General features: G+C 62.6%; 22 protein-coding genes and 1 pseudogene. 12 read left to right on the forward strand and 11 right to left on the reverse strand.

What is annotated here, in order from left to right; all coding sequences use genetic code 11:
• The 4 genes from NP503_RS19315 to NP503_RS19330 form a co-directional block, all read right to left on the reverse strand.
• The coding region (locus NP503_RS19315; protein ID WP_127272035.1) for a biotin/lipoyl-containing protein at positions 1-874 on the reverse strand (874 nt) is incomplete at its 3' end.
• A gap of 3 nt (positions 875-877) precedes the next feature.
• Positions 878-1,876 (reverse strand): alpha-ketoacid dehydrogenase subunit beta, encoded by a 999-nt coding sequence (locus tag NP503_RS19320; protein ID WP_127267172.1) that lies wholly within the window; start codon positions 1,874-1,876, stop codon positions 878-880.
• Positions 1,876-2,904 carry a thiamine pyrophosphate-dependent dehydrogenase E1 component subunit alpha gene (locus tag NP503_RS19325; RefSeq protein ID WP_127267165.1) on the reverse strand — a complete coding sequence of 343 codons (1,029 nt, stop codon included), beginning with the start codon at positions 2,902-2,904 and terminating at the stop codon, positions 1,876-1,878. Before NP503_RS19325 ends, NP503_RS19320 begins: the two co-directional genes overlap by 1 nt.
• A gap of 2 nt (positions 2,905-2,906) precedes the next feature.
• Positions 2,907-4,235 carry an NAD(P)H-dependent oxidoreductase gene (locus tag NP503_RS19330; protein ID WP_127267166.1) on the reverse strand — a complete coding sequence of 443 codons (1,329 nt, stop codon included), beginning with the start codon at positions 4,233-4,235 and terminating at the stop codon, positions 2,907-2,909.
• A gap of 428 nt (positions 4,236-4,663) precedes the next feature.
• On the opposite strand from NP503_RS19330, the gene NP503_RS19335 reads away from it, so the two are divergent.
• The 6 genes from NP503_RS19335 to NP503_RS19360 all read left to right on the forward strand — a co-directional run bounded on the left by NP503_RS19335 (position 4,664) and on the right by NP503_RS19360 (position 12,204).
• Complete coding sequence (locus NP503_RS19335; protein WP_164749042.1) at positions 4,664-5,566, forward strand: MurR/RpiR family transcriptional regulator; 903 nt, start codon at positions 4,664-4,666, stop codon at positions 5,564-5,566.
• A gap of 46 nt (positions 5,567-5,612) precedes the next feature.
• Positions 5,613-7,055, forward strand: coding sequence for an amidase (locus NP503_RS19340; RefSeq protein ID WP_127267168.1), 1,443 nt, complete (start codon positions 5,613-5,615; stop codon positions 7,053-7,055).
• Positions 7,056-7,129: 74 nt separating this feature from the next.
• The gene (locus tag NP503_RS19345; RefSeq protein ID WP_164749041.1) at positions 7,130-8,662 is read left to right on the forward strand and encodes an ABC transporter substrate-binding protein; all 1,533 of its coding nucleotides are present in this window, start codon (positions 7,130-7,132) and stop codon (positions 8,660-8,662) included.
• A 74-nt stretch (positions 8,663-8,736) separates the two neighbouring features.
• Positions 8,737-9,675 carry an ABC transporter permease gene (locus NP503_RS19350; RefSeq protein ID WP_127267170.1) on the forward strand — a complete coding sequence of 313 codons (939 nt, stop codon included), beginning with the start codon at positions 8,737-8,739 and terminating at the stop codon, positions 9,673-9,675.
• Positions 9,672-10,523 (forward strand): ABC transporter permease, encoded by an 852-nt coding sequence (locus NP503_RS19355; RefSeq protein ID WP_236383514.1) that lies wholly within the window; start codon positions 9,672-9,674, stop codon positions 10,521-10,523. Before NP503_RS19350 ends, NP503_RS19355 begins: the two co-directional genes overlap by 4 nt.
• Position 10,524: 1 nt before the next feature.
• Positions 10,525-12,204, forward strand: a complete 1,680-nt coding sequence (locus NP503_RS19360; protein WP_127267171.1) for an ABC transporter ATP-binding protein — start codon at positions 10,525-10,527, stop codon at positions 12,202-12,204.
• Between the two features lie 15 nt (positions 12,205-12,219).
• On the opposite strand, the pseudogene NP503_RS19365 reads toward NP503_RS19360, so the two are convergent.
• Both NP503_RS19365 and NP503_RS19370 read right to left on the reverse strand, forming a co-directional pair.
• Positions 12,220-12,450: pseudogene (locus NP503_RS19365) on the reverse strand (SDR family oxidoreductase); the annotation flags it as partial.
• A 7-nt stretch (positions 12,451-12,457) separates the two neighbouring features.
• Complete coding sequence (locus NP503_RS19370) at positions 12,458-12,991, reverse strand: TetR/AcrR family transcriptional regulator (RefSeq protein WP_023811021.1); 534 nt, start codon at positions 12,989-12,991, stop codon at positions 12,458-12,460.
• Positions 12,992-13,136: 145 nt separating this feature from the next.
• On the opposite strand from NP503_RS19370, the gene NP503_RS19375 reads away from it, so the two are divergent.
• Positions 13,137-14,465, forward strand: a complete 1,329-nt coding sequence (locus tag NP503_RS19375) for an efflux RND transporter periplasmic adaptor subunit (protein WP_127272038.1) — start codon at positions 13,137-13,139, stop codon at positions 14,463-14,465.
• Complete coding sequence (locus NP503_RS19380; RefSeq protein WP_127272041.1) at positions 14,462-17,545, forward strand: efflux RND transporter permease subunit; 3,084 nt, start codon at positions 14,462-14,464, stop codon at positions 17,543-17,545. Before NP503_RS19375 ends, NP503_RS19380 begins: the two co-directional genes overlap by 4 nt.
• Positions 17,546-17,749: 204 nt before the next feature.
• On the opposite strand, the gene NP503_RS19385 is transcribed toward NP503_RS19380, so the two are convergent.
• Positions 17,750-18,211: a L,D-transpeptidase gene (locus NP503_RS19385; RefSeq protein WP_023811018.1), complete on the reverse strand. Its 462-nt coding sequence runs from the start codon at positions 18,209-18,211 to the stop codon at positions 17,750-17,752.
• 353 nt (positions 18,212-18,564) lie between these two features.
• Between NP503_RS19385 and NP503_RS19390 the strand changes: the two genes are divergently transcribed.
• Together NP503_RS19390 and NP503_RS19395 are read left to right on the forward strand one after the other, a co-directional pair.
• On the forward strand, positions 18,565-18,897 hold the full coding sequence (locus tag NP503_RS19390) for a hypothetical protein (protein ID WP_027037042.1): 333 nt from the start codon (positions 18,565-18,567) through the stop codon (positions 18,895-18,897).
• Between the two features lie 54 nt (positions 18,898-18,951).
• Entirely contained in the window at positions 18,952-19,119 is a 168-nt protein-coding gene (locus NP503_RS19395) for a hypothetical protein (protein ID WP_081738724.1), read from the forward strand.
• 72 nt (positions 19,120-19,191) lie between these two features.
• Here the strand turns inward: NP503_RS19395 and NP503_RS19400 are convergent, their stop codons facing one another.
• Positions 19,192-19,893 carry a response regulator transcription factor gene (locus NP503_RS19400; protein WP_127271440.1) on the reverse strand — a complete coding sequence of 234 codons (702 nt, stop codon included), beginning with the start codon at positions 19,891-19,893 and terminating at the stop codon, positions 19,192-19,194.
• Between the two features lie 46 nt (positions 19,894-19,939).
• Between NP503_RS19400 and NP503_RS19405 the strand changes: the two genes are divergently transcribed.
• Entirely contained in the window at positions 19,940-20,713 is a 774-nt protein-coding gene (locus NP503_RS19405; protein WP_206517176.1) for a response regulator, read from the forward strand.
• A gap of 84 nt (positions 20,714-20,797) precedes the next feature.
• A complete protein-coding gene (locus tag NP503_RS19410; RefSeq protein WP_164748876.1) occupies positions 20,798-22,885 on the forward strand; it encodes an ATP-binding protein in 2,088 nt (695 codons plus the stop codon).
• Between the two features lie 112 nt (positions 22,886-22,997).
• Here NP503_RS19410 and NP503_RS19415 read toward each other — a convergent pair whose 3' ends face one another.
• The 3 genes from NP503_RS19415 to NP503_RS19425 form a co-directional block, all read right to left on the reverse strand.
• A complete protein-coding gene (locus NP503_RS19415; RefSeq protein ID WP_127271289.1) occupies positions 22,998-23,408 on the reverse strand; it encodes a hypothetical protein in 411 nt (136 codons plus the stop codon).
• Positions 23,409-23,618: 210 nt separating this feature from the next.
• The gene (locus tag NP503_RS19420; RefSeq protein ID WP_127268957.1) at positions 23,619-24,929 is read right to left on the reverse strand and encodes a flavin monoamine oxidase family protein; all 1,311 of its coding nucleotides are present in this window, start codon (positions 24,927-24,929) and stop codon (positions 23,619-23,621) included.
• A gap of 98 nt (positions 24,930-25,027) precedes the next feature.
• On the reverse strand, positions 25,028-26,086 hold the full coding sequence (locus NP503_RS19425) for a dipeptidase (protein ID WP_127268955.1): 1,059 nt from the start codon (positions 26,084-26,086) through the stop codon (positions 25,028-25,030).
• Between the last annotated feature and the right edge of the window lie 50 nt (positions 26,087-26,136).

Raw genomic sequence — 26,136 nt, forward strand, 5'->3', positions numbered from 1 at the left:
CGCCCTTATCGGTCTTCTTCACCGGGGCTGCCGCATTGATCTGCGTGCGCAGCGCCAGCAGCGCATCGAGTTCGCAATCGAGCGTCAGGTAGAAATGCGGGATGGTGGTCTTGGCTTCGACCAGGCGGCGCGCGATGGTCTTGCGCATATTGTCATGCGGGACGAGGTCGTAGGAGCCCTGTTCGAACAGACGCAGCACGTCCCCCTCCCCCTTGAGGGGAGGGTGGCCGGCCACAGGCCGGTCGGGTGGGGTCGCTTCGACCGGTGTCGGCGCCAGGGCGGTGCTGAATTGGGCGGCGCCTCCTGAGGCGACCCCCTCCGTCCGCTTCGCGGACACCTCCCCCTCGAGGAGGGAGGAAAGTGCGGCGTCGATATCGGCTTTTACAACACGGCCGTATGGGCCTGTGCCGGATACGGTTGAGAGGTTCAGGCCAGCCTCGCGGGCTAGGCGCCTGGCCAAAGGTGTTGCGCGGGCTTTCCCCTCCCCCTCGAGGGGAGGGTGGCCGGCCGCAGGCCGGTCGGGTGAGGTCGGTTCGACTGGGCTCGACGGTACAGGGGTGCCTCCTGAGGCAACCCCCTCTGTCGACTTGGTCGACGTCTCCCCCTCGAGGGGGGAGATTGGCGCATAGCTTTCATCGTCGGCATAAATCCATGCAACAGCTGCACCGACCGCAATATCGACACCTTCCTTGCCGGTGACGTCGCGCAGCACGCCGCTGGCCGGCGCGTCGATCTCCATCGCCGCCTTGTCGGTCTCGATCTCGAACAGCACATCGCCCTTCTTGACGTGCGCGCCTTCCTCGGCGAACCAACGCGAGATCTGTCCGGTCGCCATGTCCATGTCGACCTTGGGAAGAATGACTTCGGTCGGCATTTCTCAGCGAACCCCTTTCACGAGGTCACGCGCAGCGGTGATGATGTCGGGAATTTGCGGCACCGTCGCCTTCTCGAGCTCCGGATTATAGGGGATCGGCGTTTCAGCGCCGCCCAGCCGCACGATCGGCGCATCGAGATAATCGAACGCTTCGCTCTCGGCGATCATGGCGCTGACCTCGGCGCCGATGCCCAGCGTCTTGACCGCTTCGTAGACGCATAGCAGCCGCGACGTCTTCTTGACACTGTCGATGACGGTCTGCTTGTCCATCGGCCGGATGGTGCGGAGATCGACGACTTCGACGTCGATGCCTTCGCTCTCCAGCGCGGCAGCCGCGTCGAGCGCCTTCTGCACCATGATCGAGGTGGCGACGATGGTCAGGTCGCGGCCCTCGCGGCGGATATCTGCCTTGCCGATCGGCACGGTGTAATAGCCTTCGGGCACCGGTCCCTTCATCTTGTAGAGCAGCTTGTGCTCGAAGATCATGACCGGATCGGGATCGGCGACCGCCGCCAACAGCATACCCTTGGCATCATAGGGGGTCGCCGGCTGGATGACTTTCAGACCCGGCACATGGCCGAGCCAGGCTTCCAGGCTCTGGCTGTGCTGAGCCGCCGCACCGGTGCCGGAACCGGCGGGAAAGCGCATCACCACGGGAACTGAAACCTCGCCGCCCAGCATGAAGCGCATCTTGGCCGCCTGGTTGACGATCTGCTCCATGGCAAGCGTGGCGAAGTCGGAAAACTGGAACTCGAAGATCGGCCGCATGCCCGTGAGGGCAGCGCCCACCGCGACGCCCGCGCCGCCCAATTCCGAAATCGGCGTGTCGATGACGCGGTCAGCGCCGTAACGTTCGACCAGGTCGCCGGTGACCTGGAAGGCGCCGCCATAGACACCGATATCCTCGCCCATCAGGAAAACGCGTTCGTCCATGTCCATGGCGATCGCCATGGCTTCCTGGATCGCCTGGGCGTAGCTCAGTTCACGCACCATCGCGTCCATCACGCCTGCTCCGTATACACGTAATTTCCGGTCTCGCTGATATCGGGCGATGGGCTCGCCTTGGCGAACTCGATGCCCTCGGCGATCTCTTGCGCCACGGCATCGCGAATGGCCTCGATGCCCTTGTCGTCGATGAAGCCGAATTCCCTGAGCTCGCTTTCGAACAGGGTGATCGGATCGCGGTTCGACATCCAGTCCTCGATCTCTTCCTTGGTACGATAGCGGTTGCGGTCGCTCTTGGAATGGCCGCGATGGCGGTAGGTCTTGGACTCGATCAGCGTCGGCCCCTCGCCGGCGCGGGCTCGGGCGATAGCCTGATGAGACGCCTCGGCGACCTCGGAGAAGATGTTGCCGTTGACGATGACGCCCGGCATCGAATAGGCGGCGGCGCGCTCGGCGATGTTCTTGACCGCGGTCGAGCGGGCTGTCGATGTGGACATGCCGTAGCCATTGTTCTCGCAGACGAAAATGACGGGCAGCTTCCAGACCGCCGCCATGTTGAGCGCCTCGTGGAAAGCGCCTTCATTGTTGGCGCCATCGCCGAAGAACGAGACCACGACCTTGCCGGTCTTCATCATCTTGGAGGACAATGCCGCCCCGACGGCGATCGGGATGCCGCCGCCGACGATGCCATTGGCGCCGAGATTGCCCTTGCCGACATCGGCGATGTGCATCGAGCCGCCACGGCCCTTGCAATAGCCTGTGGTCTTGCCGAAGAACTCGGCGAACATGCGCTTGACCTCGGCACCCTTGGCAATGCAGTGGCCATGACCGCGATGCGTCGAGGTGATCTGGTCATCCTCGGCAAGCGGCATGCAGATGCCCATGGCGCTGGCTTCCTGGCCGATCGACAAATGCATGGTGCCGTGGATGAGACCGCGCGTGTAGCACTCCTCCGCGCCCTCTTCGAAGCGGCGGATCAGGTACATCTTGTGGAGCACCTCCCTGAGCTGCTCGGCGCTGTACTGGCGGTAGACGAAGGGCAGATTGGCGCGACTGTCAGTGACGGCTTTGCTGGCTGTGGCCATGATCACGCTCCCACGGACCCATAGACGAGCTTGTCCTGGCGGGCGCGCAGTTCGGCGATCTTGGAGCCCGCCGCGGGCGCTGCATTCGCGTAGGTTATGAGCTCGCCCTTCTTGATCGGCGCGGTGACCGAGCCGCCCTGCAGCAGGCCGCAGGGAATGGCCTTGGCGGCGCGCGCCTCCGGCGTCGTCATGATCCAGGCGCGGTAGCAATATTCACCGATCGCATCGAGCTTCTCGCCGGGCTTCATGTCCTTCTTGGCCACGGCGGCGACTTCGGCCACCGGTTTGGCCAGCGGCACCATGTCGGCCTTGCCGTAGAGCACGACGCGCGCGCAGGTCAGCGGCACTTCGAGCGAGGTCAGGTGATAGGGACGATGGAAAGTGAAATACGGGCCTTTGCCCATCTTCAAATCTTCCATGCGCTCGGAGATGCGCGGATGCGACATGTCGGCAACGACGAAGACGCCGGGCGCGACACCCTTGCCGATCGAATAGTCGACGACGCCGACCCTCGACAGCACGCCGCCATCCTTCTGCGGCACCAGCACCTTGGACAGTTCGCCAAGCGTGGCCGCCGGGCCATGCATGCCGGCCTTGTCTGGAACCAGGCCGGTGGCATTGGCGATCGCCGCCATCTCGACCATGGTCTTGGAGCCGTCGACGAATTCGACCAGCATCCGCACATTCATGTGCCGGCGCTTGGCTTCCTCCTCATAGTCTGGGGGAATGGCGTCGATGTTGAGCGGGTTGTTCTTGCCCTTGCCGGCGGCAACGATCGGATGCCCCATGGCCGAAACGAACTCGATCAGCTCCATGCAGGAGGACGGCTCATCGCCGGCGCCCAGCGAATAGGTGACGCCGAGCCGGTCGGCCTCGCTCTTCAGATAGGCGCCGATGGTGACGTCGGCCTCGACATTCATCATCACCAGATGCTTGCCATGTTCCATGGCGCGCAGCCCGATCTCGGCGCCGACGGCGGGAACCCCGGTGGCGTCGATGACGACGTCGATCAGATCATTGTTGATGACAAGGCTGGCATCGTTGGTGACCGCCACCTTGCCGGCTTCCATCGCCGCCGTCATCGCCGACGCGTTCGACACCTCGCGCGCATGCCCGGTTTCCTGGAAGGCGATATCGACGGCCTTGCTGGCGGCAGGCAGGTTCAGTTCGGAAATGGCGCCGATCTCGATGCCCGACATATGGGCGACACGAGTGACGATGTCAGTTCCCATCTCGCCCGAGCCGATCAGGCCGATGCGGATAGGCTTGCCCGACTTGGCGCGTTCCTCGAGATCGCGGGCAAGGCCCGTCAACGAAACATTGGAAGCCATACCGCTCGTTCCTCCCATAATGCAGGCTTGTTCGATTGCCTGACGGGTATTGAACATCTGTATTTCTGTCAAGACTAATGTCCAGATTGTCGTGCTTAAAACCACTTTCCAGGCAGCCCGAACCATGGACGAAAACGAAGCCGCGAACCGCACGGCGCGCGAAGACAGGTTCGCTCGCAGGCGGAGCCAGCGCGGAACGCTTTTTTGCGATTACGGCCGGTCGTGAAATAAAAGTACCGAAATATTAGATTGTAAAATTTATCTTTCACAGCGTGTTCTCGCGTGCTAGCGTCGCGTCATGAACTGGAAATGAACTGCGCTTCCTGGGGTGGCCTTTTCCGGTCTGTTCCAAATAGGTCTGCCAAGGGACGTTGCGGCCGATGAAGATGAAAACGCCTGGCGAGAAGACTGTTTCCGGTGAGACCGAGGTGGCCAGCGCGCTGGAAGCCAGGTTGCGCGAGGGCTGGCTGGAGTTCGCGCGGACCGAGCAGGCAATCGCGCGATACCTGCTCGCCAACATCCATGACATTCCCTTTGAAACTGGCGCCACCATTGCCGCCGGCGCCGGCGTAAGCGAGGCAAGCGTTACCCGTTTCGTGCGGCGTCTCGGCTACACCGACCTCAAGGAAATGAAGCGTGGCCTGCGCTCCGCACCGAAAGCCGCTGGCCCGGGCCTGGACAGTGCCGAGTTGCGTTTCCGCATCGGCGGCGAAAAGCAGGAACGATTGGCTCGCAGCCTGGAGATGGAGCAGCAGGCCTTGACCGCGGCTTATGGCCTTGCCCAGGGCGAGATATGGTCCGAAATCGTTCATCTGCTGAGCACCTGCGATCGCGTGAACTGCGTCAGCTTCCAAGCCGTGAAGGGACTGGGGCTCGATTTCGCGACGCGTCTGCGCTGGGTGAGGAGCGATGTCCGCTTTGCCGAAGGTTTGGGCGGCACGTTCTCAGAAATCCTCACCGATAGCGGCGAAAATTCTTGCGTGCTGCTGATCGACACGGCGGAATACGCAGCGATGAGCTTTCGGCTGTGCGCCCAGATCAAGCGCCGAAAGATTCCTCTGATCATCGTTACCGACAAATACAGTCATTGGGCATCTGAATACACAAAACTGGCGCTCGAAGTATCGACGCGCGTCGACCTGTACTGGGATTCGACGGCCGCCATAAGTTCGGTTCTGAACCTCCTCACGCATTCCGTTGCCGAGAAACTTGGCAAATCGGCCGAGACGCGGATGAACGAGCTGGAGGATATCGCCGGGATCCTGCGAACCTTCCACAAACCGCCACGGCGCGTCGCACGGCACATCAAAGAGGAAGAAGGCGAAGAATGACGATGCATCACCCGTTGCTGAAACCGTGGACAGTCAGGGCAGGCGCATGAAGTTGACGGAATACGCCGCCTATGACGGCGTCGGTCTGGCCGAGCTCCTACGCAATCGGGAAGTTACGCCGCGCGAACTGGGCAACTGCATCCTTTCAGGGATCGCCGCGGTCAATCCGCAGCTCAATGCCGTGATCGAAACCTATGCCGATGCGATCGAGGGGCTGGGCGACGTTCCCGGACCCGCACCTTTCCACGGCATGCCGACATTGACCAAGGATTTCCCTATCGAAGCCGGCCGGCCGGGAGAGTTTGGCAGCGTTCTCGCCAAGGGTTTCATCTGCGGCGAGGATCACGCCTTCTGGGCGAAAATGCGATCCGGCGGCCTTGCCAATATCGGGCGTACCACCACGTCGGAATTCGGCATAGCGGCGGCAACCGAATCCTCTCTCTATGGTGCGACACGCAACCCCTGGGATACCAGCAGGGGTGTTTCGGGATCGAGCGGCGGCGCAGCCGCGGCCGTTGCCGCCGGCATCGTTCCCGTCGCGCAAGGCGCCGACGGTGGCGGCTCCATTCGCACCCCCGCCGCCTTTTGCGGGGTCGTCGGCCTGAAGCCGTCCCGTGGACGGATCAGCGGCGCGCCGGAATCGAATGCGCCAATGCTGGGTCTCGCCATTTCATTCATGCTGACACGCTCGATCCGCGACACGGCGGCTTTGCTTGATCTGGGTTCTGGTGCGCTTCCCGGCGACAGCTATGAGATCGTCCCTCCGACCACCAGCTATGCCCAGGCGATCAAGACGCCACCCAAGGCTTTGCGCATTGCCCTGTGCACAACGTCCTGGTCCGGCTATCCGCTCGACCCCGAGGTGAAGGCGGCAGTCCTCGAAGTGGGCAAGAGGCTGGAGCAACTGGGCCACAAGGTCGTCGAAGCCGGGCCTGTGTTCGATTATGAGCGCTATCTGGCGGCACAGAAAGTGATCTGGGCAGCTTCTACGGCGCAGTCGCTCGACGAGTTGGCGGGCCTGCTGCGGCGGCCGATCGATGAAGACAGCCTGCAGCAGACGACACTTGCCGTCTACCGCCATGGCCGAACGCTCGATGCGGCAAGCCTGATCGCGGCTCTCGCGGTGTATGACCGGATCACGCGGACGGTTGGCGAATTCCTGGCCGTCCATGACGTGCTGGTGACGCCGACTTGCGCGATCTCGCCGGAGTTGCTCGGCACGTACGACCCGGATCGTCCTGGCCGCGACATCGACACGGTGTTCGCCGATCTGGCGCCGAAGGAGACGTTCAGCGCGCTCTTCAACGGCACCGGATCGCCGGCGATATCCCTGCCGCTCGGCTGGACGCAAAACGGCCTGCCGATCGGAGTGCAGTTTGTCGCCGCGTTCGGACGCGACGATCTGCTGCTGCGGTTGGGTGCGGTGCTTGAAGCCGACTACGCCTGGCACCAGCGCAAACCACCTACCCACATCACCAAGACTGCTTGAACCAACAACGACTGCTTGAACCAACAAGCATGGAACCGCCCCGGGAACATCATCAACGAAAATGGGAGATTGTCATGGACCGCAGAGTATTCCTCAAAAGTGCGGCGTTTGCCGGCTTCAGCATCGCGACGTTGCCGGCCACATTGCTTCGAGCCAATGCTGACGGCAGCAAGATACTGCGTATGGCCTATGGAGCCGAGGTTCTCACCCTGGACCCGATCAAAACCACTTACGGAGCCGATATCCTCATCCAGGGCATGATGTATGCACGCCTGCTGCATGCCAATGCCGATCGCACTGAAGTCGGCCCGGGCCTTGCCGAGAGCTGGGACATCGCGGATGACGGCAAGACCTATACCTTCCACCTGCGCGAGGCCAAATTTTCCGATGGGTCGCCGATCACGGCCGAGGACGTGGCGTTCAGCTGGAACCGCATGCGCTTCCAGAAGGATTCCGCCTATGCGGCGCCGTTCCAGCCCCTGACCAAGATCGAGGCAAAGGACGCCAGGACAGTGGTGATGACGCTCGATCGCAAATTCACGCCCTTCCTGACGCTGACCGAAATCTGGAATACCGGCATTGTGCCGAAGGCAGCGGTCGAGAAAATGGGCGACGACGCTTTCGCCAAGGCGCCGGTCACATCAGGGCCGTTCAAATTCGTCGAATTGAAGCCGGGAGACCGCGTGGTCCTTGGCCGCAACGAGCACTATTACCGCCAAGGCGAGCCCAAGATCGACGGCGTCGAATTCCGCTATGTCCCGGACGACAACACCAGGGTCTCGATGTTCCAGGCGGGCGAGCTCGATGTCTGCCTAGGAGTTCCGGCCCCGCGCATGGCCGAGTTGAAGGCCGCCGGCTTCCGCGCCGACCCTGAACCTTCGAGCACCACTTATGACATGCTGATCAACCATTCGGCAGAACCCTTCAACGACCTCAAATTCCGCCAGGCCGTCAGCTACGGCATCGACCGCACCGCCATCAATGCCGCGGTGACGCTGGGTCTCGGCACGCCGGCCAGTTCCATCATGAGCCCGACACTCGATTTCTTCGACAAATCGCTGCCAGTCATTGCCCGAGACGTCGAAAAGGCCAAGGCCCTGTTGGCTGAATCCGGCAAGACCGGAGCCAGTTTCGAACTCATTCAGAATGCCGGAAGTGCCGACGAGGAAAAGGCGGCGGTGCTGATCCAGGCGCAGTTGGCGGAAGTCGGCATCACCGTCAACATTGCCAAGATCGATTCAACCCAGGCATGGACCCGCCTCGCCGATGGCGAGTACCAGGCGGAAATGAACTGGTGGTACAACGAGACGCGAGATCCCGACAACGCATTGCGCTGGTGCGTCTGGGGCGCGGGCGACAACAAGTCCTACTACACCCGCTACAACAACGAAACGGTCGACAAACTGATCGATGAAGCCTCGGGCGAGGCGGACAATGCCAAACGGGCCGAGCTCTATGCCCAGATCCAGAAGACCGTGGTGGACGAGGTGGCGCAGGTGGCGCTCTATCACCCGACGTGGCTCAACGCCTATGCTCCGAGCGTGAGAGGGTTGGTCCTGAACGTCGGCCTGCAATTCTCGTCCATCGGCGGGACCAGCCTGGATTGATCGGCACAGGATGCGAGACGGGGACGAGATCTTCGTCCCCGTCTCGCATCGATTTGACACCAGGATCCCGACCCATGAATCGATTCTCCTTCGTGCTCAGGCGGCCGATACAGTTGATCCCCGTGCTGCTGGGTATCAGTGTGATCACCTTCCTGCTGCTGCAAATGACACCCGGCGATCCGGTTCGCCTCATGCTTGGCCCCAAGGCCAGTCAGGAGGCGATCGAATTCGTGCGGGCGCGATACGGTCTCGATCAGCCCATCCCCGTGCAGTATTTCTATTACGTGCTGAATTGCCTGCGCGGCGATTTCGGTCAGTCGATCGCCTTCCGGGGTCCCGTCAGCGGCGTCATCGCGGCACGGATCGCGCCAACGGTTTTCTTGATCCTCTATGGCCTCGTGATCTCGCTGCTGTTGACATTCGCGCTCGCGGTCACCGCTGCCCGGCAGCGCGGACGGTGGATCGATCACCTCATCCGTCTCGTCTGCGTCGCGGGCGTCGGCGTGCCGTCCTACTTTGTCGGCCTGCTGCTGATCATGGGCTTCTGCCTGCGGCTGAAGATCTTCCCCGTATCCGGTTACGGGCCGACCTTTTTCAACAATCTGTGGCATCTGTTCCTGCCGGCCCTGACGATCGGCATCGGGGTGACGCCGATCCTCGCGCGCAATCTGCGCGCGACCTTCATTCAGCAGATGGACAAGGATTACGCGATCGCCTGCCGCTCCAGGGGCCTGCCGGAAAGCTACATCTTTTCCCGGCATGTGTTCTGGAATTCCCTTTTGCCGACAGTCAATCTGCTGGGCGTCGTGGTCGCCTTCCTGATCGGCGGAACGGTCGTTGTCGAAAATGTCTTCAACATTCCAGGGCTCGGCAACCTGCTCATCCGCGGCGTTCTCACGCACGACCAGTTCGTCGTCCAGGCGGTGGCCCTGCTGCTTGCCGTAGGTGTCGTCATTTCGAATTTTGCCGTCGATGTCTTGACCGCCATTCTCGACCCACGGGTGGAATTATGAGCGATGTGATGCAGGGCAGCGGCTCCTTGGCCATGGCGCGTATCCGCACGATGCCGGCAACCTTGATCATTGGCGGCGCCATCACCTTGGCCTGGATCGTCGTGGCCATTTTGGCGCCGGTGCTGACCAGTTTCGACCCGATCAAGGTCGATGTGATGCAGGCGCTGAAACCACCTGGCGCCGAGCATTGGTTTGGCACCGACGCCATCGGCCGCGATGTCCTGGCGCGGACACTGTTTGCCGCACGCTACGATCTCGCCATGGCCTTCTTCGGCGTCGTCGGTCCGATCATCCTGGGGACGATCATCGGCCTTATCGCCGGCTATCTGGGTGGCCGGATCGATGCGGCGCTGATGCGCATCCTCGAGGTCACCGTATCATTTCCCTATTTCGTCCTCGTGATCGCCATCGTGGCCGTGCTGGGGCCCGGCCTCAAGAGCTACTTCATCTCGCTCACCTTGGTGAACTGGGTCAGCTATGCGCGACTTGTGCGGAGCCAGGCGCTGGTGCTGCGCGGCGTCGATTTCGTGCTGGCGGCACGTGGCATGGGTTTTGGGCATTTGCGCATCATGCTGTTCCACATCCTGCCGAATGCCATCGTCCCATCGATCGTCTTCGTCATGACCGATGCCGTGCTGGCCATCGTGCTCGGATCATCATTGGGTTTTCTCGGCCTCGGCGTACAACCGCCAACGCCCGAATGGGGCGCCATGATCGCGGACGGGCAGACCTACCTGACGACCGCATGGTGGATTGCGATCTTCCCAGGCATCGCCATCTGCCTTCTGGCGCTGGGCCTCTCGTTGACCGCTGATGGTCTCGCCCGCCTCCTGAACACGGAATCCTGAGATGAGCGACCTCGTCAGCGTCGAGAACCTCACCATCGACTTCGCCACCAATTTTGGCGACGTCCACGCCCTGCGCGGCGTCAGCTTTTCACTGAAAGCGGGAGAGGTCCTTGGGATCGTCGGTGAATCCGGATCGGGCAAGACGGTGGCCTGCAGAGCCATCCTCAAGCTGATTGCCGGCAACGCACTGGTGAAGTCGGGTCGGATCATGTTCGAGGGCAGCGATGTCCTCGCCATGAAGGATGCCGATCTGGGCCAGCTGCGTGGCGGGCAAGCGGCGATGATCTTCCAGAACCCGTCGACGCATCTTGATCCGATCATGACGGTCGGGCGTCAGGTGGGAGAAGCGATGGTGGTCCATCAGGGCGTATCCTGGCGGCAGGCCAATGCGCGGGCGGTCGGACTGCTCGAAGACATGCACATCAAGGACGCGCCAAGGCGCGCGGGCGCCTATCCTCACGAGCTATCCGGTGGCATGCGTCAGCGGGTGATGATTGCGGCGGCCCTTGCCTGCGAACCGAAACTGCTGATTGCCGACGAGCCCACGACGGCACTTGATGTCACGGTGCAAGCTCAGATACTCGACCTGCTCCGCGGCATCCGGCGTGAACGCAAGCTGTCGGTCATTCTGGTCTCTCACGACCTTGGCGTGATCGCGGAAATGTGCGACCGCGTCGTCGTCATGAAGGACGGCGCGGTGCTGGAAATCGGCTCGGTCGATCAGATCCTGCGTGACCCCGCCCATGAATACACGAAGCGCCTGATCGCTTCCCAACCCTCGCTGATGAAGCCGACCACGCATGCATGCCCCGTGGCGACGGAACCGCATCTCCTGGTGAAGAACCTGTGCGTGAACTTCTACCCAGGGCAGAGCCTTGCAGCCTGGGCGACACGCAAGCCGCCGCAGATCGTGCGCGCGGTCGACAATGTTTCGCTGGCATTGCGGCGCGGTGGGGCACTGGGGATCGTCGGCGAGTCCGGTTCCGGCAAGAGCACCATAGCCCGGGCCATTGCAGGCCTGGTGCAGCCGGAACAAGGAGAGATCGAGGTGGACGGCCAATCGCTCGATCGCGCGCTAAGGCAGCGCCGACCGGAGCAGGTTCGCAAACTGCAGATGGTGTTCCAGGACCCGTTCATGTCCCTCAACCCGGCGTTTACGGTTGCGCGAACTCTGGCCGAACCGCTGCGGCAACAGAACATCTGCCCGGAAAGAGACATCCCGGAGCGGATCCGCGAGCTGATGGAAAAAGTGGAATTGCCACGCCAGTTGCTGGACCGACGCACCACGCAGCTTTCCGGCGGCCAGCGGCAGCGCGTCGGCATCGCCAGAGCCCTGGCGCTGGAACCTGAGATATTGATCGCCGATGAAGTCACCTCCGCTCTGGACGTCACCATCCAGGCCCAGGTGCTCGGCCTCTTTGCGCGGCTGCGCCGCGAATTGTCGCTGACGCTGATCCTGATTTCCCATGATCTGGGCGTGGTGCGTTATCTCTGCGAGCACGTTGCGGTCATGCAGCACGGCAAGCTGGTTGAGTATGGCAATACGGAAGATGTCCTGGATCGTCCGCAGCAGGCCTATACGCGAGAGTTGATCGCCGCTATCCCGAAACTCTCGCGTCGAACGAGCAGCGGAATCCAACCAGGAGACACCCCGCTACTGGCCGCCGGAAGCAAATGCTGAGCCTTCGGGGCCGGGCTACTGTGCCGTCCAGCCGCCGTCCATCTGCAAGGTCGTGCCGGTGATCTGCCTGGCTGCGTCCGAACACAGGAACAGCGTCAACGCAGCAAGCTCATCGACGGTGACGAATTCCTTGGTCGGCTGGGCAGCGAGCAGCACATCGTGCTTGACCTGTTCCTCGGTCATGCCGCGCGCCTTCATGGTGTCGGGAATCTGCCTTTCGACCAGCGGGGTCCAGACATAGGGTGGGCGACGCCTATTTGGCGATCTCGAGCAGGGACGATACCAGAAGCTCTCGCTCATCTTTCGACAGGACATCCGAATCGAAGAGGTTCATGCTGCGCAATCCCTCGATGGCGAGATAGCAGATTAACAGCGATTTGAGATCCGGCGTCTCACCTTTCAGCCGCTCGAAAAGCTGCCTCTTGAAGGTCTTTATCGGCATCATGAAATCGGGATCCTCGGCGATGGCCGAGAAAATCCAGGACGCCGACGGCTGCTTTTCCTCGCAATCATTGGCTGACAGCCTGATGTAGACAGCCAGGGGATTTTCGTCCTTGTCATTTGTGCGGGCGGCTTCCAGTGCGTGCTCGAACTCACGCAGATAGCCTTCGACCAAACCTTGCATCAATTTGGCCTTGGTCGGGAAATTGTAGAGGAGCCCTCCCTTCGACACGCCGGCACGGCTGGCTACGGCATCCAGCGACAGGCTGCCTGGTCCGGATTCCCGGGCAACATCAGCCGCCGCGGCGAGAATCTTCTCGCGCGAATTCGGTCTTTGGGCTCTCATGGGGCCTCCCATCGCAAGCTTAGGCCCAATTGACAAGACCGTCCAGACGGTACAGGAAGACCGCCATTATTTGAAATCGGGACCCGCAGTCGATATGTGTCCCGATATCCGCGCTTCGCGCCGGATTTCGACTGAGGGGACTTCCTTGTTCAAGCGCATACTCCGTATCTTTATCATTGTTCTGGTTCTGGCTCTGCTCGTCGTCGTGGTCGGCGGCATCGTCGGCTTCAACTTCCTGCGCGACAACGGCATCAAGCAGTATTTCGCATCGATGAAGCCGCCGGCGGCAACCGTGTCGACCACCATCGCCAAGCCTTCGGCCTGGACGCCAGGCGTCGAGGCTATCGGTACGGTCAAGGCTGTGCGCGGTGTCGACCTGGCGGTCGAGACCACCGGTATCGTCAAGGACATCCTTTTCCATGCCAACCAGAAGGTGGCCGACAATGCGGTTCTGCTGCAGCTCGATGACGCCGTCGAGCGCGCCGATCTCGACGCACAGAAAGCGCAGGCCGCGCTCGACCAGACCTCGCTGGCCCGCGCCATTGAACTGACCAGGCGTGGCGTCGGCTCCGACTCGACGCTGGACACGGCGCGTGCGGCGGCCTCGGCCTCGGCATCTCAGGTCACCAAGCTGCAGGCCGTACTCGAACAGAAGCAGCTGACGGCGCCTTTCGGCGGCACGGTGGGCATTCCGAAAATCGATATCGGCCAGTATCTGGCGCCCGGCACCGCCGTGGTGACATTGCAGGACCTCGACACGATGCGGGTCGATTTCTCGGTTCCCGAACAGCAACTCGCCTTGCTCAAGATCGGCCAGACGATTCGATTGGGCCTTGGCGGTGAGGACAGGCCATTCGCAGGCGCCATTCGCGGCATCGACCCGAAGATCGACTCGTCCAGCCGGCTGGTGAACATCCGGGCGGAAGTCGCCAATCCCGATGGCAAGCTGACCCCCGGCCAGTTCGTGCAGGTGCGTGTCGAGCTGCCCGAAGAGCAGAACGTGCTGACCCTGCCGCAGACGGCGCTGACGACAAGCCTCTATGGCGACTACATCTTCGTGGTGCAGCCGGCCAAGCCTGCCGAGGCGGCCCCAGCCAAGCCGGAGGAAAAACCCGCCGCGCCGTCAGCCGACAAATCGGCGGAAGCCAAGCCTGCGGACACCAAGCCGGCCGATGCCATGAAGCCGGCGGCTGATGCAGCCAAGCCTGCCGCCGATGCGGCAAAACCAACCGACAAGGCTGCCGATCCGGCCAAGCCGGCGGCGGAAGGTGACAAGCCCGCGCTCGTGCTGTCGCAGGTGTTCGTCAAGCCCGGCCGCCGCAATCAAGGCATGGTCGAGATCGTCGAGGGGCTGAAGGCCGGCGACGAGGTCGTCACCGCCGGCCAGAACCGCCTCTTCAACGGCATGTCCGTCGTTGTGGACAACACCATCGACCCGACCAAATCGGCGAACAAGCAGGCCGAACAGCAATGAGCTTTTCAGATCTCTTCATTCGCCGGCCTGTTCTTTCGACGGTCCTTGCCTGCATGATCCTGCTCCTGGGTTTCCAGGGCATCTTCAACCTGTCGATCCGGCAGTATCCGAAGGTCGACGAAACCGCGATCACCATCACGACGGCCTATCCAGGCGCCAGCGCCGATCTGATCCAGGGCTTCATTTCCGCCCCGATCGCCCGCGCCGTCGCCTCGACCGAAAACATCGACTACGTCACCTCGTCCAGCCGCCCGTCCTCCAGCACCGTGACCGTGCAGATGAAGCTCGGCTCGAACCCCGACGTCGCGCTGACCGAAGTCCTGTCCAAGGTCCAGGGCGTGCGCGGCACCTTGCCGGACGCATCGAAGGACCCTGTCATCGTCAAGGGCACCGGCCAGCAGTTCGCGATGATGTACATCTCGATGCAGAACCCGAACATGACGAAGGAGCAGCTGACCGAGTATATCGAGCGCGTCATCAGGCCGCGCATGTCGACGGTCGAAGGCGTCGCCGACGTGCAGATCTTCGGCGCCCAGGAATACTCGATGCGCGTCTGGATCGACCCGGTCAAGCTTGCCGCGCGCGGCGTGACGGCCTCCGAACTGCTGACGGCGATCAACAATTCCAACTTCCTGTCGGCGCCCGGCAACACCCAGAACGAGTATGTCGTTTCCTCGATCACCGTGCGCTCGACATTGCAGACGCCGGAGGCATTCGCCGAGCTGCCGCTGCGCTCGACTGACGGCAATGTGGTGCGGTTGCGCGACGTGGCTCGCGTCGAACTCGCCGCCGAGAACACCGACACCCGGGTCTCGTTCAACGGCAAACCCGGCACCTTCCTCGCCATCTTCCCGACGCCGGCAGCCAATCCGCTGACCACGGCGGCGGCGCTCACCAAGCTGGTGCCGCAGATTCAGGAGACGCTGCCGAAAGGCATGACGATCGAGGTCGTCTACGACGCGACCGGGCAGATCAGCGCTTCGATCGAAGAGGTGTTCAAGACCATCGCCGAGGCGGTTGCCATCGTCATCGTCGTCATCCTTCTGTTCCTTGGCTCCTTCCGGTCGGTGATGATGCCGATCATCACCATCCCGTTGTCGCTGATCGGCGTCTGTTTCCTTTTGTTTGCGGTGGGCTATTCGATCAACCTGCTGTCGCTGCTGGCCATGGTGCTGGCGATCGGCCTGGTCGTCGACGACGCCATCGTGGTGGTGGAGAACATCCATCGCCATATGGAAGAAGACCACATGTCGCCGATGCAGGCCGCGTTCAGCGGTATGCGCGAAATATCGTCGGCCATCATTGCCATGACCATGACACTGGCCGCCGTGTTCGCGCCGCTGGCCTTCACCGGCGGCCTGACCGGCGCATTGTTCCGTGAATTCGCAGTCACGCTCGCCGGCTCAGTGGTGCTGTCGGGCGTCATCGCCATCACCATCACCCCGATGATGTCGGCACGCCTCCTGAAGTCCGGCACGCCGGGCCGTTTCCAGCGCATTGTCGACGGCGCCTTCGCTCGCGTCGAGCATGTCTATGAACGCGCCGTCACCGGGTCGCTCAATTATCGCCCATTGACGCTGATCATCGTGCTTGCGCTTGTCGGCGTCACCGGCTTCATGTTCACCAAGACCTCGAGCGAACTGGCGCCGGAAGAGGACCAGGGCTTTCTGCTCTCGATTGTGACAGGGCCGCGTTATGCGACCTCCGATTACACCGAGACATACGTCAACCAGATCCTCGGCCTGGTGAAGGATATTCCCGAAACACGGGCGCAGTTCTCGGCCGTCGCCTTCGGCGGCACGACAAACAGCGCCTTCGTCGGCTATGCCTTCAAGGATTGGGCGGAACGCAAGCGCAATTCGAAGGAACTGCAGGCCGACATCACGGCCCGTATCGCCAAAGTGGCCGGCGTCGAGGCCTTCGTCTTCGCGCCGCCGACGCTGCCCGGCTCTGGTGGCGGCCTGCCCATTTCCATGGTGGTGCGATCGACCGGCGCTTCCTCGGAAGTGTACGAGGTGGCCGAGCAGATCAAGAACAAGGCGCAAGCCTCCGGCCGCTTCATCGTCGTGCAGAATTCGATGGCCTATGACGCACCAGAGGTGACGGTGACCATCGACCGTGATCGCGCCGCGGCGTTGAACCTGCCGATCGCCGATATCGGCCGCACGCTGACCTTGCTGGTCGGCGGCGCCGAAGTGGCGCAGTTCGACCGTGACTCCAACAGCTACGACATCATCCCGCAGGTGCCGCAGGAGTTTCGCGACAACCCCGATAAGCTCGGCGAATACTTCGTGCGCAGCGTGACGGGCGAGATGGTGCCGCTCTCGGCGGTAGTCAAGATTTCGAACAATGCGGCGCCGGCGGCAATCGAGCAGTTCAACCAACTGAATTCGTCGACGATTTCGGCGCTCCCGCTGCCCGGCGTCACCACCGGCGACGGGCTGAAGGCGCTGGAGGACATCGCCAAGGAGAGCCTGCCCGACACCTTCTTCCTCGACTATTCCGGTCAATCGCGGCAGGAAAAGGAACAGGGCAACACCATCCTGATCGCTTTCGCGGCGGCCGTTGTCGTCATCTATCTGGTGCTGGCGGCGCAGTTTGAAAGCTTTCGCGACCCCCTGATCATCATGATGGCGGTGCCGCTGTCGATCTTCGGCGCGATCGTGCCGCTCAATCTGGGCCTCGGCACGCTCAACATCTACACGCAGGTCGGCCTGATCACACTGATCGGTCTGATCACCAAGCACGGCATCCTGCTGGTCGAGTTCGCCAACCAGCAGCGTGAAAAGCATGGCATGCGACGGCGCGACGCCATCATCGCCTCGGCCAAGGTGCGCCTGCGGCCGATCCTGATGACGACAGCGGCGATGGCGCTCGGCGTGGTGCCGCTGATCACGTCCAGCGGCGCTGGTGCCGCGGCCCGCTATTCGATGGGCCTGGTCATCTTCACCGGCATCCTGGTCGGAACCCTGTTCACGCTCTTCGTCGTGCCCATGTTCTACACCTTCATCGCCAGCAAGGACCTGCCTCATTTGGCGGAGAAGCCGGATCCCAAGCTGATGCCGGCACTGCCGAGCTAGGGTGGGGCTTCCTGCCCGGAAATGCGCAGGACAAATGCAAAAGAAAAGAGGCCGGAAACTTTCCGGCCTCTTTTCTTTTTGGCTGGGCTCCGCCGGTTTGAGCTGTACGCAATACCTCGGTTCGAGCTGTGCTCATACCGCAGCGTTTTCCGGTGGGAGCCTCGAGGCGCGCCAGCATGCTGACACGCCACCGTTTCCAGCCTGCTACTTGACGATGACGATGCTGGTGTTGGTCGCCCCGAAGGTTTCGACGAGCTGGTAGAAATCGGCCGCGTTGTCGGGGTGCAGCCGCACGCAGCCATGCGAAGCCGGCTGGCCGAGGCGCTTGATCGCGTAGGTCGCGTGTACCGCATAGCCGCCGCTGAAGAAGACCGAGTGCGGCATCGGGGCGTTGTCGTATTTCTTCGAATACCACATCTCATGCATGCGGGTCGGCTTGAACGAGCCGGTCGGCGTCACATGGGCCCGGTCGCCGGTGGAGACTTTCCAGGCGAAGGTCGGCCGGCCGTCGACGGAGACTTCCATGATCTGCTGCGAAAGCGAAACGCGTGCCACGATCTTGTTGGCGGCGTGCGCCGCACCCGAGCCGGCGCCGAGCAGCAGTGCTGCACCAGTCAAGGCAGCGGCGGTGATGTTGATAAGCTTGGCGGAAATGGCGGTATGCATGATGAAGTCCCCTCTCTCTGCCGGTTGGCCGGCTCCAGTTCGATGGCCGCTTATCCCAACGTCATGTTTCGAGAAGATTTCGCAAAACGCTCGTTTCTGTTTCGAATCTGTTTCCGCTGGTTAACAAACGCCTCCTTATAACCTGGCTGGAACAGGCTCGGCAGACCCACCCAGCCAAGACCAGGAGTCGGGAACATGAGTATCCGCCTCCAAACGAAAGTGCGAATTGGTGTCATGTGAAAGATCAAGCGTCAGCATCGAAACCAACCTGCAACAAAGCGCGGCTCCAAGCGGCATGATCCGGATACGGGGTGCGAGCAAAGTTGACGCAACGAAAACAGCCGGTAACGAACATGAGGACGAAATCAAACGCGCTGTCCTGGCTTCTCAGGATCAGCATCGCGGCAGCGGTCATCGGCGGCGTCGGCACGGTTGCCGGCACCCCGCTGACAAGGCTCGGCGCGATGACTTCGGGCGAGATTTCGACGCTGCATACCGCACTGTTTTTCGCCACGGTCTGGATTGTTTCCAGCCTGCGCATCGCCCGGCTCAAGGCCCTCTGGCGGGTCGGCCTTAGGCTGACGGGTTTGCGCGGCGCCTCCGGCAACTTGCTGCCGAGAGGACCGAAGGCCCGCGCCGCGACGGGGGGCTCCGTGGGCGGCGCGGGCACTTCGGGGGTATCCTGAAGAGACCCGCAACAGGTTCATTTTTGAAGAATTGGCATTTGGGGAACTGCGACGATGAAAACGAAATTCGCTGCTTCGGTGCTGTCCGCACTGCTTTACGCCCAGGGCCTGCTCGGCTTTGCCGGTCTTGCTACCGTGCTCCTCCGGGACCGCGCCCATGCAAGCGAACTCACCATGGGCAGTGACATGCCGGTGGGGCCATCGCTTCTGCTGGTACGCTGAGCGTCAAGAGCATCGGGCCCAGAGATGGAAAATCCGATGCCCGAAAAAAGGGATTGCGCCAGTAGCAGGCAGTCAGTCGGCAAATTGCCGCGGCGGATCGAACCGATAGCCGGCGCCACGTATTGTGGTGATGGTGTCGGTGTCGAGCTTGCGGCGCAGCCGCACGATGCGCGAATCGATCGAGCGATCGAAGGCGTCGGCGTTTTCGGCCGGTGCCGCGGCGATGATATCGTCACGCGTCAGCACCTTGCGCGGACTGGCCAGGAACAACCTGAGCAGGGCCACCTGGCCAGGCGAAAGCTGTTCCTCGGAGCCGGAGCGATGCATGACCATGGCCGATCTCAGATCGACGGTCGCGTTCTCCAGCACGATCAGTTCCTGGGTGCCCCTGCCGCGGCGCGAAAGCAGACCGCCGACACGGGCGGCCAGTTCACGGACATTGAGCGGGCTCTCGACGACGTCGGCCGCACCAAGCTCCAGCGCCAGCACCTTGTCGACAAGATCGGCCGGGCGGCAGATCAGAATGAAATCCGGTCCGCCCTCACCGCCCCCACCTTGGCCGCCATAACGCCGGAGCAGGTCCCGCCCCTCCGCCTGGCTGAGACTGTCGCCGACGACGACGACGTCGATGCCCTTTCCCGACAACAGCGATTCGGCCTCCCAGGGCTGGCGCGCCTGATGCACATCGTGACCGCGCCGCTCGAGATGGTCGGCGAGTTCGGTCGCCACCACTTCGGCTACCGAAACGAGCGCAATGACGGATCGTGCAGCCATGTTTTCCAACCGTTCCCTAGCAACCCGGATATGAGTGCTGGACATGATGTTTATACCCAATCTACTTTCCACTGAAAGTGGGAGCGAAAGCATCGTGCGGGCAAGAATTGTCATCGTCGAGGACGAGCCCGATCTACGGGACGCGGTCGCCGAATATCTTGGCGCCGCCGGCTATGAGGTGGCCACCGCCGAAAGTGCTGCCGCTGCGCGCAGCCTCGTTGAAACGCAATCGTTCCATCTCGCCATTCTCGACATCGCCATGCCGGGCGAGGACGGCCTCTCGCTCGGCCGCTGGCTGCGTTCGAAACTGCCGATCGGCATCATCTATGCGACAGCGGCCGGCACCGCGCTCGACCGCATCGTCGGGCTGGAACTCGGTGCCGACGATTACATCGTCAAGCCCTACGAATTGCGCGAAGTGCTGGCCAGGGTGCGCAGCGTGTTGCGCCGCGTTCCCCAGCCGAAGGAGCTCCAGGACAAGAAGGCCGGGACGGATCGCCGTTCCGTTGCCTTCGGTCCCTTCCAGGCCGACCTCGACGGCAGGCTGGTCACCGGCGCCAATGGCGCGGTGATCGACATGGCCAAGAGTGAGTTCGACGTGCTGGAGATTTTCCTCACCCGCGCCAATCGGCTGCTAACCCGCGCCGCGATCTCCGAGGCGATTGGCTTCACCGAAGATCCGGAATCGTCACGCGCCGTCGACATTCGCATCATGCGGCTGCGTAAGAAGATCGAGGCCGATCCCGCCAATCCGAAATTCCTGCGCACGGTGCGCGGCGAGGGCTATATCTTCTCGCTGCCGACCGGCGACGGCAACTGAGCACCGGGCCAGAAGGATTCGGTTGCTCGCCAGCCAGAATTGGCACGACTCCGAATTGGCGCGACTCCGGAATGACAGCACAAGATGATCGCTGAAGCAGCAAGCACCGATATGCAAGGGTTCAGGCAGGGCGCGGCGATGGCGGCCGTGCGTGTCGTTCGCCGGCTGCGCGAGGCCGGCGACTGGCAGCGCGAGATAGACGGCATACTGGAAACGCTCTGCCGGGCCATGGATTGCCAGCGCGGCATCCTGTTTCGCTTGCGCGAGCTGCCCGGCCAGGGCTTCGCCCAATCCGTCGCAGCCTACTGGATCGACCCTCTTTTCGGCGGCGAACTGGCGTCGCCGACCGTCATCATGCAATCGATCGTCAATTCGGACCCGCTGCTGGAGCGGCTGGCCGAGGACGAGAGGCAAGGCAAGGTGTTCGCCGGGCATACGCGCGACCTTGAAGGCTTCCTGAGGGCCGACTTCGAAAAACAGCACATCAAGTCGTTTCTGTCGGTGTCGGTATTTGCGCATGGCCATCTCTGGGGGACGCTGGCAGTCAATGACTGCGTCAACGAGCGTGCATGGACGGACGAGGAAGAGGCGACCCTGCACATCATCGCGCTGGCCATCGGCGACGCCATCGAGCGCTCGCCCTCCGACGCCCACGCCAGCGAGGTCATTCGCCGCACCATGCTGCAGGCCTCGCTCGACGCTATCGTCGTCATCGACGAGACCGGCTCGATCATCGAATTCAATCCGGCCGCCGAGAAGATGTTCGGCTTCCAGCGCAGCGACATCCTCGGCAAGGACCTGCTCGATACGATCGTGCCGATCTACTACCGCAAGGGCTATGCCTCAGGGGCCGAATACATGTCCGGCCGCGGCGCGCCGATGGTCGGCCAGCGGCTCGAGACGGTGACCCAGAATGCCGCCGGCGAAGTGTTCCCGATCGAGCTGACGGCGACCGAGATGCGGGTCGCCGACCGCCGCCTGATCTTCGGCTCCATCCGCGACCTGCGCGACAAATTGCGTGCCGAGGAAGAAATCGGCCGGCAGCGCGAGAAGCTGCACCAGAACGAGAAGATGGCGGCAATGGGTTCGTTGCTGGCCGGCGTGTCGCACGAACTCAACAATCCGCTGGCCGTGGTTGTGGCGCAATCGACGCTGCTGCACGAATTCGCTTCCGATCCGCAGACCAAGGTGCGCGCCGAGAAAGTCCGCGCCGCGGCCGAGCGCTGCGGCCGCATCGTCAAGAGCTTCCTGTCGATGGTCCGCCTCCATCCCGCGGCACAGGCCGAGACCGACCTCAACCAGGTGATCCGGTCGGCACTCGAAGTGACCGCCTATGGCGCGCGCTCAAGCGGCATCGTCATCGACACCGATTTCGCCGCCGGCCCGCTGCTGGCCATGGCCGACGCCGACCATGTGACGCAGGTAGCGGCCAACTTCCTCATCAACAGCCAGCACGCCTTGGCTGGCATTGCCGGTGACCGGCTGATCAAGGTGCGGACGTTCCGCAGCGACCGCGGTCATCCCTGCTTCTCGGTCGAGGACAATGGGCCCGGCGTGCCGGAAGCGATCCGCGGCCGCATCTTCGAATCCTATTTCACCACCAAGCCGGTCGGCGTCGGCACCGGCATCGGCCTGTCGATCTCGAAATCGATCATCGAGCGGCACAATGGCAATGTCTGGTTCGAGGAAGTGCTCCCGAGAGGCGCGCGTTTCGTCGTCCAGCTGCCGGCCATCGTGGCCGGCCTCGCCACCGCCGGCGACAACCAGCCGCGATCGAGCGGCCTGCGCCATGCCTTGATCATCGACGACGAGCCGGATGTCGCCGGCTCGCTCTCCGACATTCTCGAGCTGATGGGCATCAAGTCGCGGATCGTTCCTGTCTGGGAATCGGCCGCCGCCACTTTGAGCGGCCACATGCCGCCGGACATCGTCTTTTCGGACCTGCGCATGCCCGGCGTCAGCGGCATATCGATCTATCGCGAGCTGCTCGCCGAAAAGCCTGACCTGGCGCGGCGTTTCGTGCTGGTCACAGGCGACCTGATCGGTGCGAAAGCCGAAATCGAGGCCCTGCCGGCACAGCAGCGGCCGCAGATCCTGGAAAAGCCGTTCAGCACGCTTGATGTGCGCAGTGTGCTGTCTGCCATTGCCGAACAGGCGGCCTTTAAAGGATAAAAAAGAGGCCCCCGGGGGCGGGGGCCGAAGAAGAGCGCGCTGGAGGGAGCGCTCGGGGAGTCCAGAACATGATCCCAAAACGGGAACGGTTTCGGATCGTGCTACGACAAAATCAGAAAATATTCGGCGTGTCGGCCAACGGTGCGGCAGTGGCGATCATGCGGATGGCGCGGCTCTTGTGTGTTCCGGACTGTTCGGCGATTGCGCGCAGGCAATCGATACTCTCGGCACCCCAGGTCTGGCCCTTGCAGGCGAAGTCGGTCACCGGTACCGGCAGACGCGCGGTCCTGGTCGTCGTCTGCGCGCCGTCGATGAGATTGGACGGCGGATTCAACGAAGCGAAGGCCGGCCCGATTGTCGGCGTGAACGCCATGCCGACGAAGGCGCAAGCAGCCAGCACCATGAACATCGCCATGGGGTGGTCGCTGGCCCGCTGGCGCAGCGCCAGTTTCGGACGGCGGTCATTGCGCTCTGGAGCCTGAAGGCGGCTCTCGCCGCGGATCGTCTGGATTTTCGCATGCATTGCCTTCCCCTTCGCTGAGTTTCTTTTGGCGGTGAAATGAACTTATCCGCACTTTGTAACGACGATGGGGTGGCGAAGGACTGGCACTGTAACCAATTCGAAACAGCATTCGGGCGAAGTCGGGCAAAATCGGGCATAGCTTCGACGGCGCTCGGGCTCGAGGCGCAACCTGACCCGATCTTGCCAAACAGTTTTTCGAAAAGACCAGGCTCAGACCGGAGCTTGAAGCTCGGCAATGATCTTGTGCGCGGCGATACGCCCGGCAATGATGGCGCCCTCGACATACCCCGGAAACGACGGCGAGAGTTCTGAACAGGCGAGATACACCGGCGGTGCGCCGGCAAGGATCGTTCGCTCGGCATCTCTTGCTGTCACGTCGACAACAAGATCGCTGTACGCGCCGCCGCTCCAGCGATCTCCTACCCAGTCACGCAAACTGAAATCGATGACATCACCGGCATCCGGGCCAAGGGCTGCCTCCAACCGGCCGGTCACCTCCGCACGCAGTTCCACCTCGCCGAGGTCACGCCAGCGCAGCGCGAGCGACCCGCCGACGAACACGACGAGCGCGGCATGCTCCGCATCCTTGCCGGCGTCGCAGGCAAACAGCCCCGGCGGATCGAGCCACATCACCATGCCGTTCAAATCCCGCCCGCGCCAAAACGGTTTGGCATAGCGCACCAGGATCTTGATAGCCGCGCCGCTTTTCCAGGCGCCGAGCGCCCGCCCCAGTCCAGATGGCAAGGCGGGGGCAAAGGCGAGCTCCGTCACCGTCGCCGGGGGGACGGCAACCAGAACCGTGCGCGCCTCGATGGCACCCCCGGCCGAAACGACAAGAACACCTTGCGAACTATACTCGATGCGCGTGACCGGCTCGCTGAGCCGCAACCGATCACTGAGGTCGCGGGCCAGATCGTCGGCCAGTGAATGCATGGTTTCGCGCACGAAATATTGCAGCTCCGGCACCTCGTTGGTGACGCGTCGGTCATTGTCGATCAGATACCAGAGAGGAATCTGATCCAGCGTCATGCACCAGAGACCTTCGATCATCGAACGGAAGACGGCCCTGGCGTCGGCCGAATCGCGCTGGCGGGCAAGCCAGTCGGCAACGGTCAGTCCGGCAATCGAGACGTCGTCCGGATCGATCCCGTTCATGCGCTCGCGGATTGCCATTGCCGCGTCATAGATCCGCTCTGCTCGTTGTACGGACATCGTCGGCTGGGTGATGAAATCGCCATCGACATAGGTTTCAACCAGCGTCTTGCCGCGCGCCTCGATCAGCGCCATCAATTCCGGCATGTCCTCGCACAGGAACTGGCCGCCACTATCGATCCGTTCGCCAAGTCCGTTCAGGCGGGACTCGACGCGTCCGCCGACGCGGTCGCCTGCTTCGAGCAGAATGAAATCGATGTCGGCCTTCTTCATCTCGAGCGCCGCCGACAGGCCTGTGAAACCCGCACCGACGATGACGACATCGGTTCGCTCGAATTCGCCGCCCTCATCCGTGAAGGTCTTCAGCATTGCCGGCTATCCACCCAATCGCATCCGGCTTCCACCGACGAAGTATGTCCTTGTCGACATATGCCGGCGGGCCGCACACGCCATGCCGCAGGCTGTCTCTAACCTATCGTTTTCTCGAGCATATTGAGCCAGTTGCGATAGGCGATTTTTTCGATCAGTGCGCGGCCGAAACCGCGTGCCGCCAATGCATCGATCAGCTTCGGCAGGCCGGCGACATCCCCGATGACGGCCGGGATCATGGCGCCGTCGAAATCGGAGCCAAGACCAACGCCGTCCTCACCCAGCGCCTGCAGCAGCGAATCGATATGCCGCACCATGATGTCGAGGCTTGTGTCGGCATTCATGCGACCATCCTCGCGCAGGAAGCCGGTTGCGAAGTTCAGCCCGACCATGCCGCCGGTTTCGCGGATCGCGCCGAGCTGCCAGTCGGTCAAGTTGCGCGAATGGCCGCAGATCGCGTGCACGTTGGAATGGGTCGCGACCAGCGGCGCATCGCTGAGCGCCGCGACATCGCGAAAGCCCTTCTCGTTGAGATGCGAGAGGTCGATCATGATCTTCAACTGGTTGCAGGCCTTGACCAGCGCCTTGCCGGCATCGGTGAGGCCGGGGCCGGTGTCGGGCGAGGACGGGAAGCGGAACGGCACGCCGTGGCCGAAGGCGTTCGGCCGGCTCCAGACGATGCCGAGGGAACGCAGGCCGGCTTCATGCAGCACGTCGAGCATGGTGAGCTCGGGATCGATCGCCTCGACCCCTTCGATGTGGAACACTGCGGCGATCGAGCCTTGCGCCATGGCACCGCGCACATCGCCGGCGCTGCGGCAGACGGTGAGCGCTCCGGCCCGTTCCAGCCTGAACAGGATCGAGGCCATCGCGATGGTCGAGGTCAGCGCCTCATTGCGCGGAACCTCGGGGGGCAGCGGTTCGGCGGCGCTCGGCGCCAGGGGCACGGCGCCGCGCCTGGATTTCTCGACAGGTGGCGGAAAGATGGCGAACATGCCCCCGGCGAAGCCGCCGGCTTTCGCGCGCGGCAGGTCGATATGGCCGCCCGATTTCCCCTCGATGAACAGCTTTTCGACGTCCGTGTCTTTCGACTGATAGAGTCTGAGCAACGTATCATTGTGGCCGTCGAAGACGGGAACGAGATCGGTTTCGGTCATAGGGGATCATTCGGTTCGTTTGTCGGCGGCGGCTGAGATATACCATACCT

This window comes from Mesorhizobium sp. SEMIA396 (genome assembly GCF_024518615.1).
Taxonomy (GTDB): Bacteria; Pseudomonadota; Alphaproteobacteria; order Rhizobiales; family Rhizobiaceae; genus Mesorhizobium.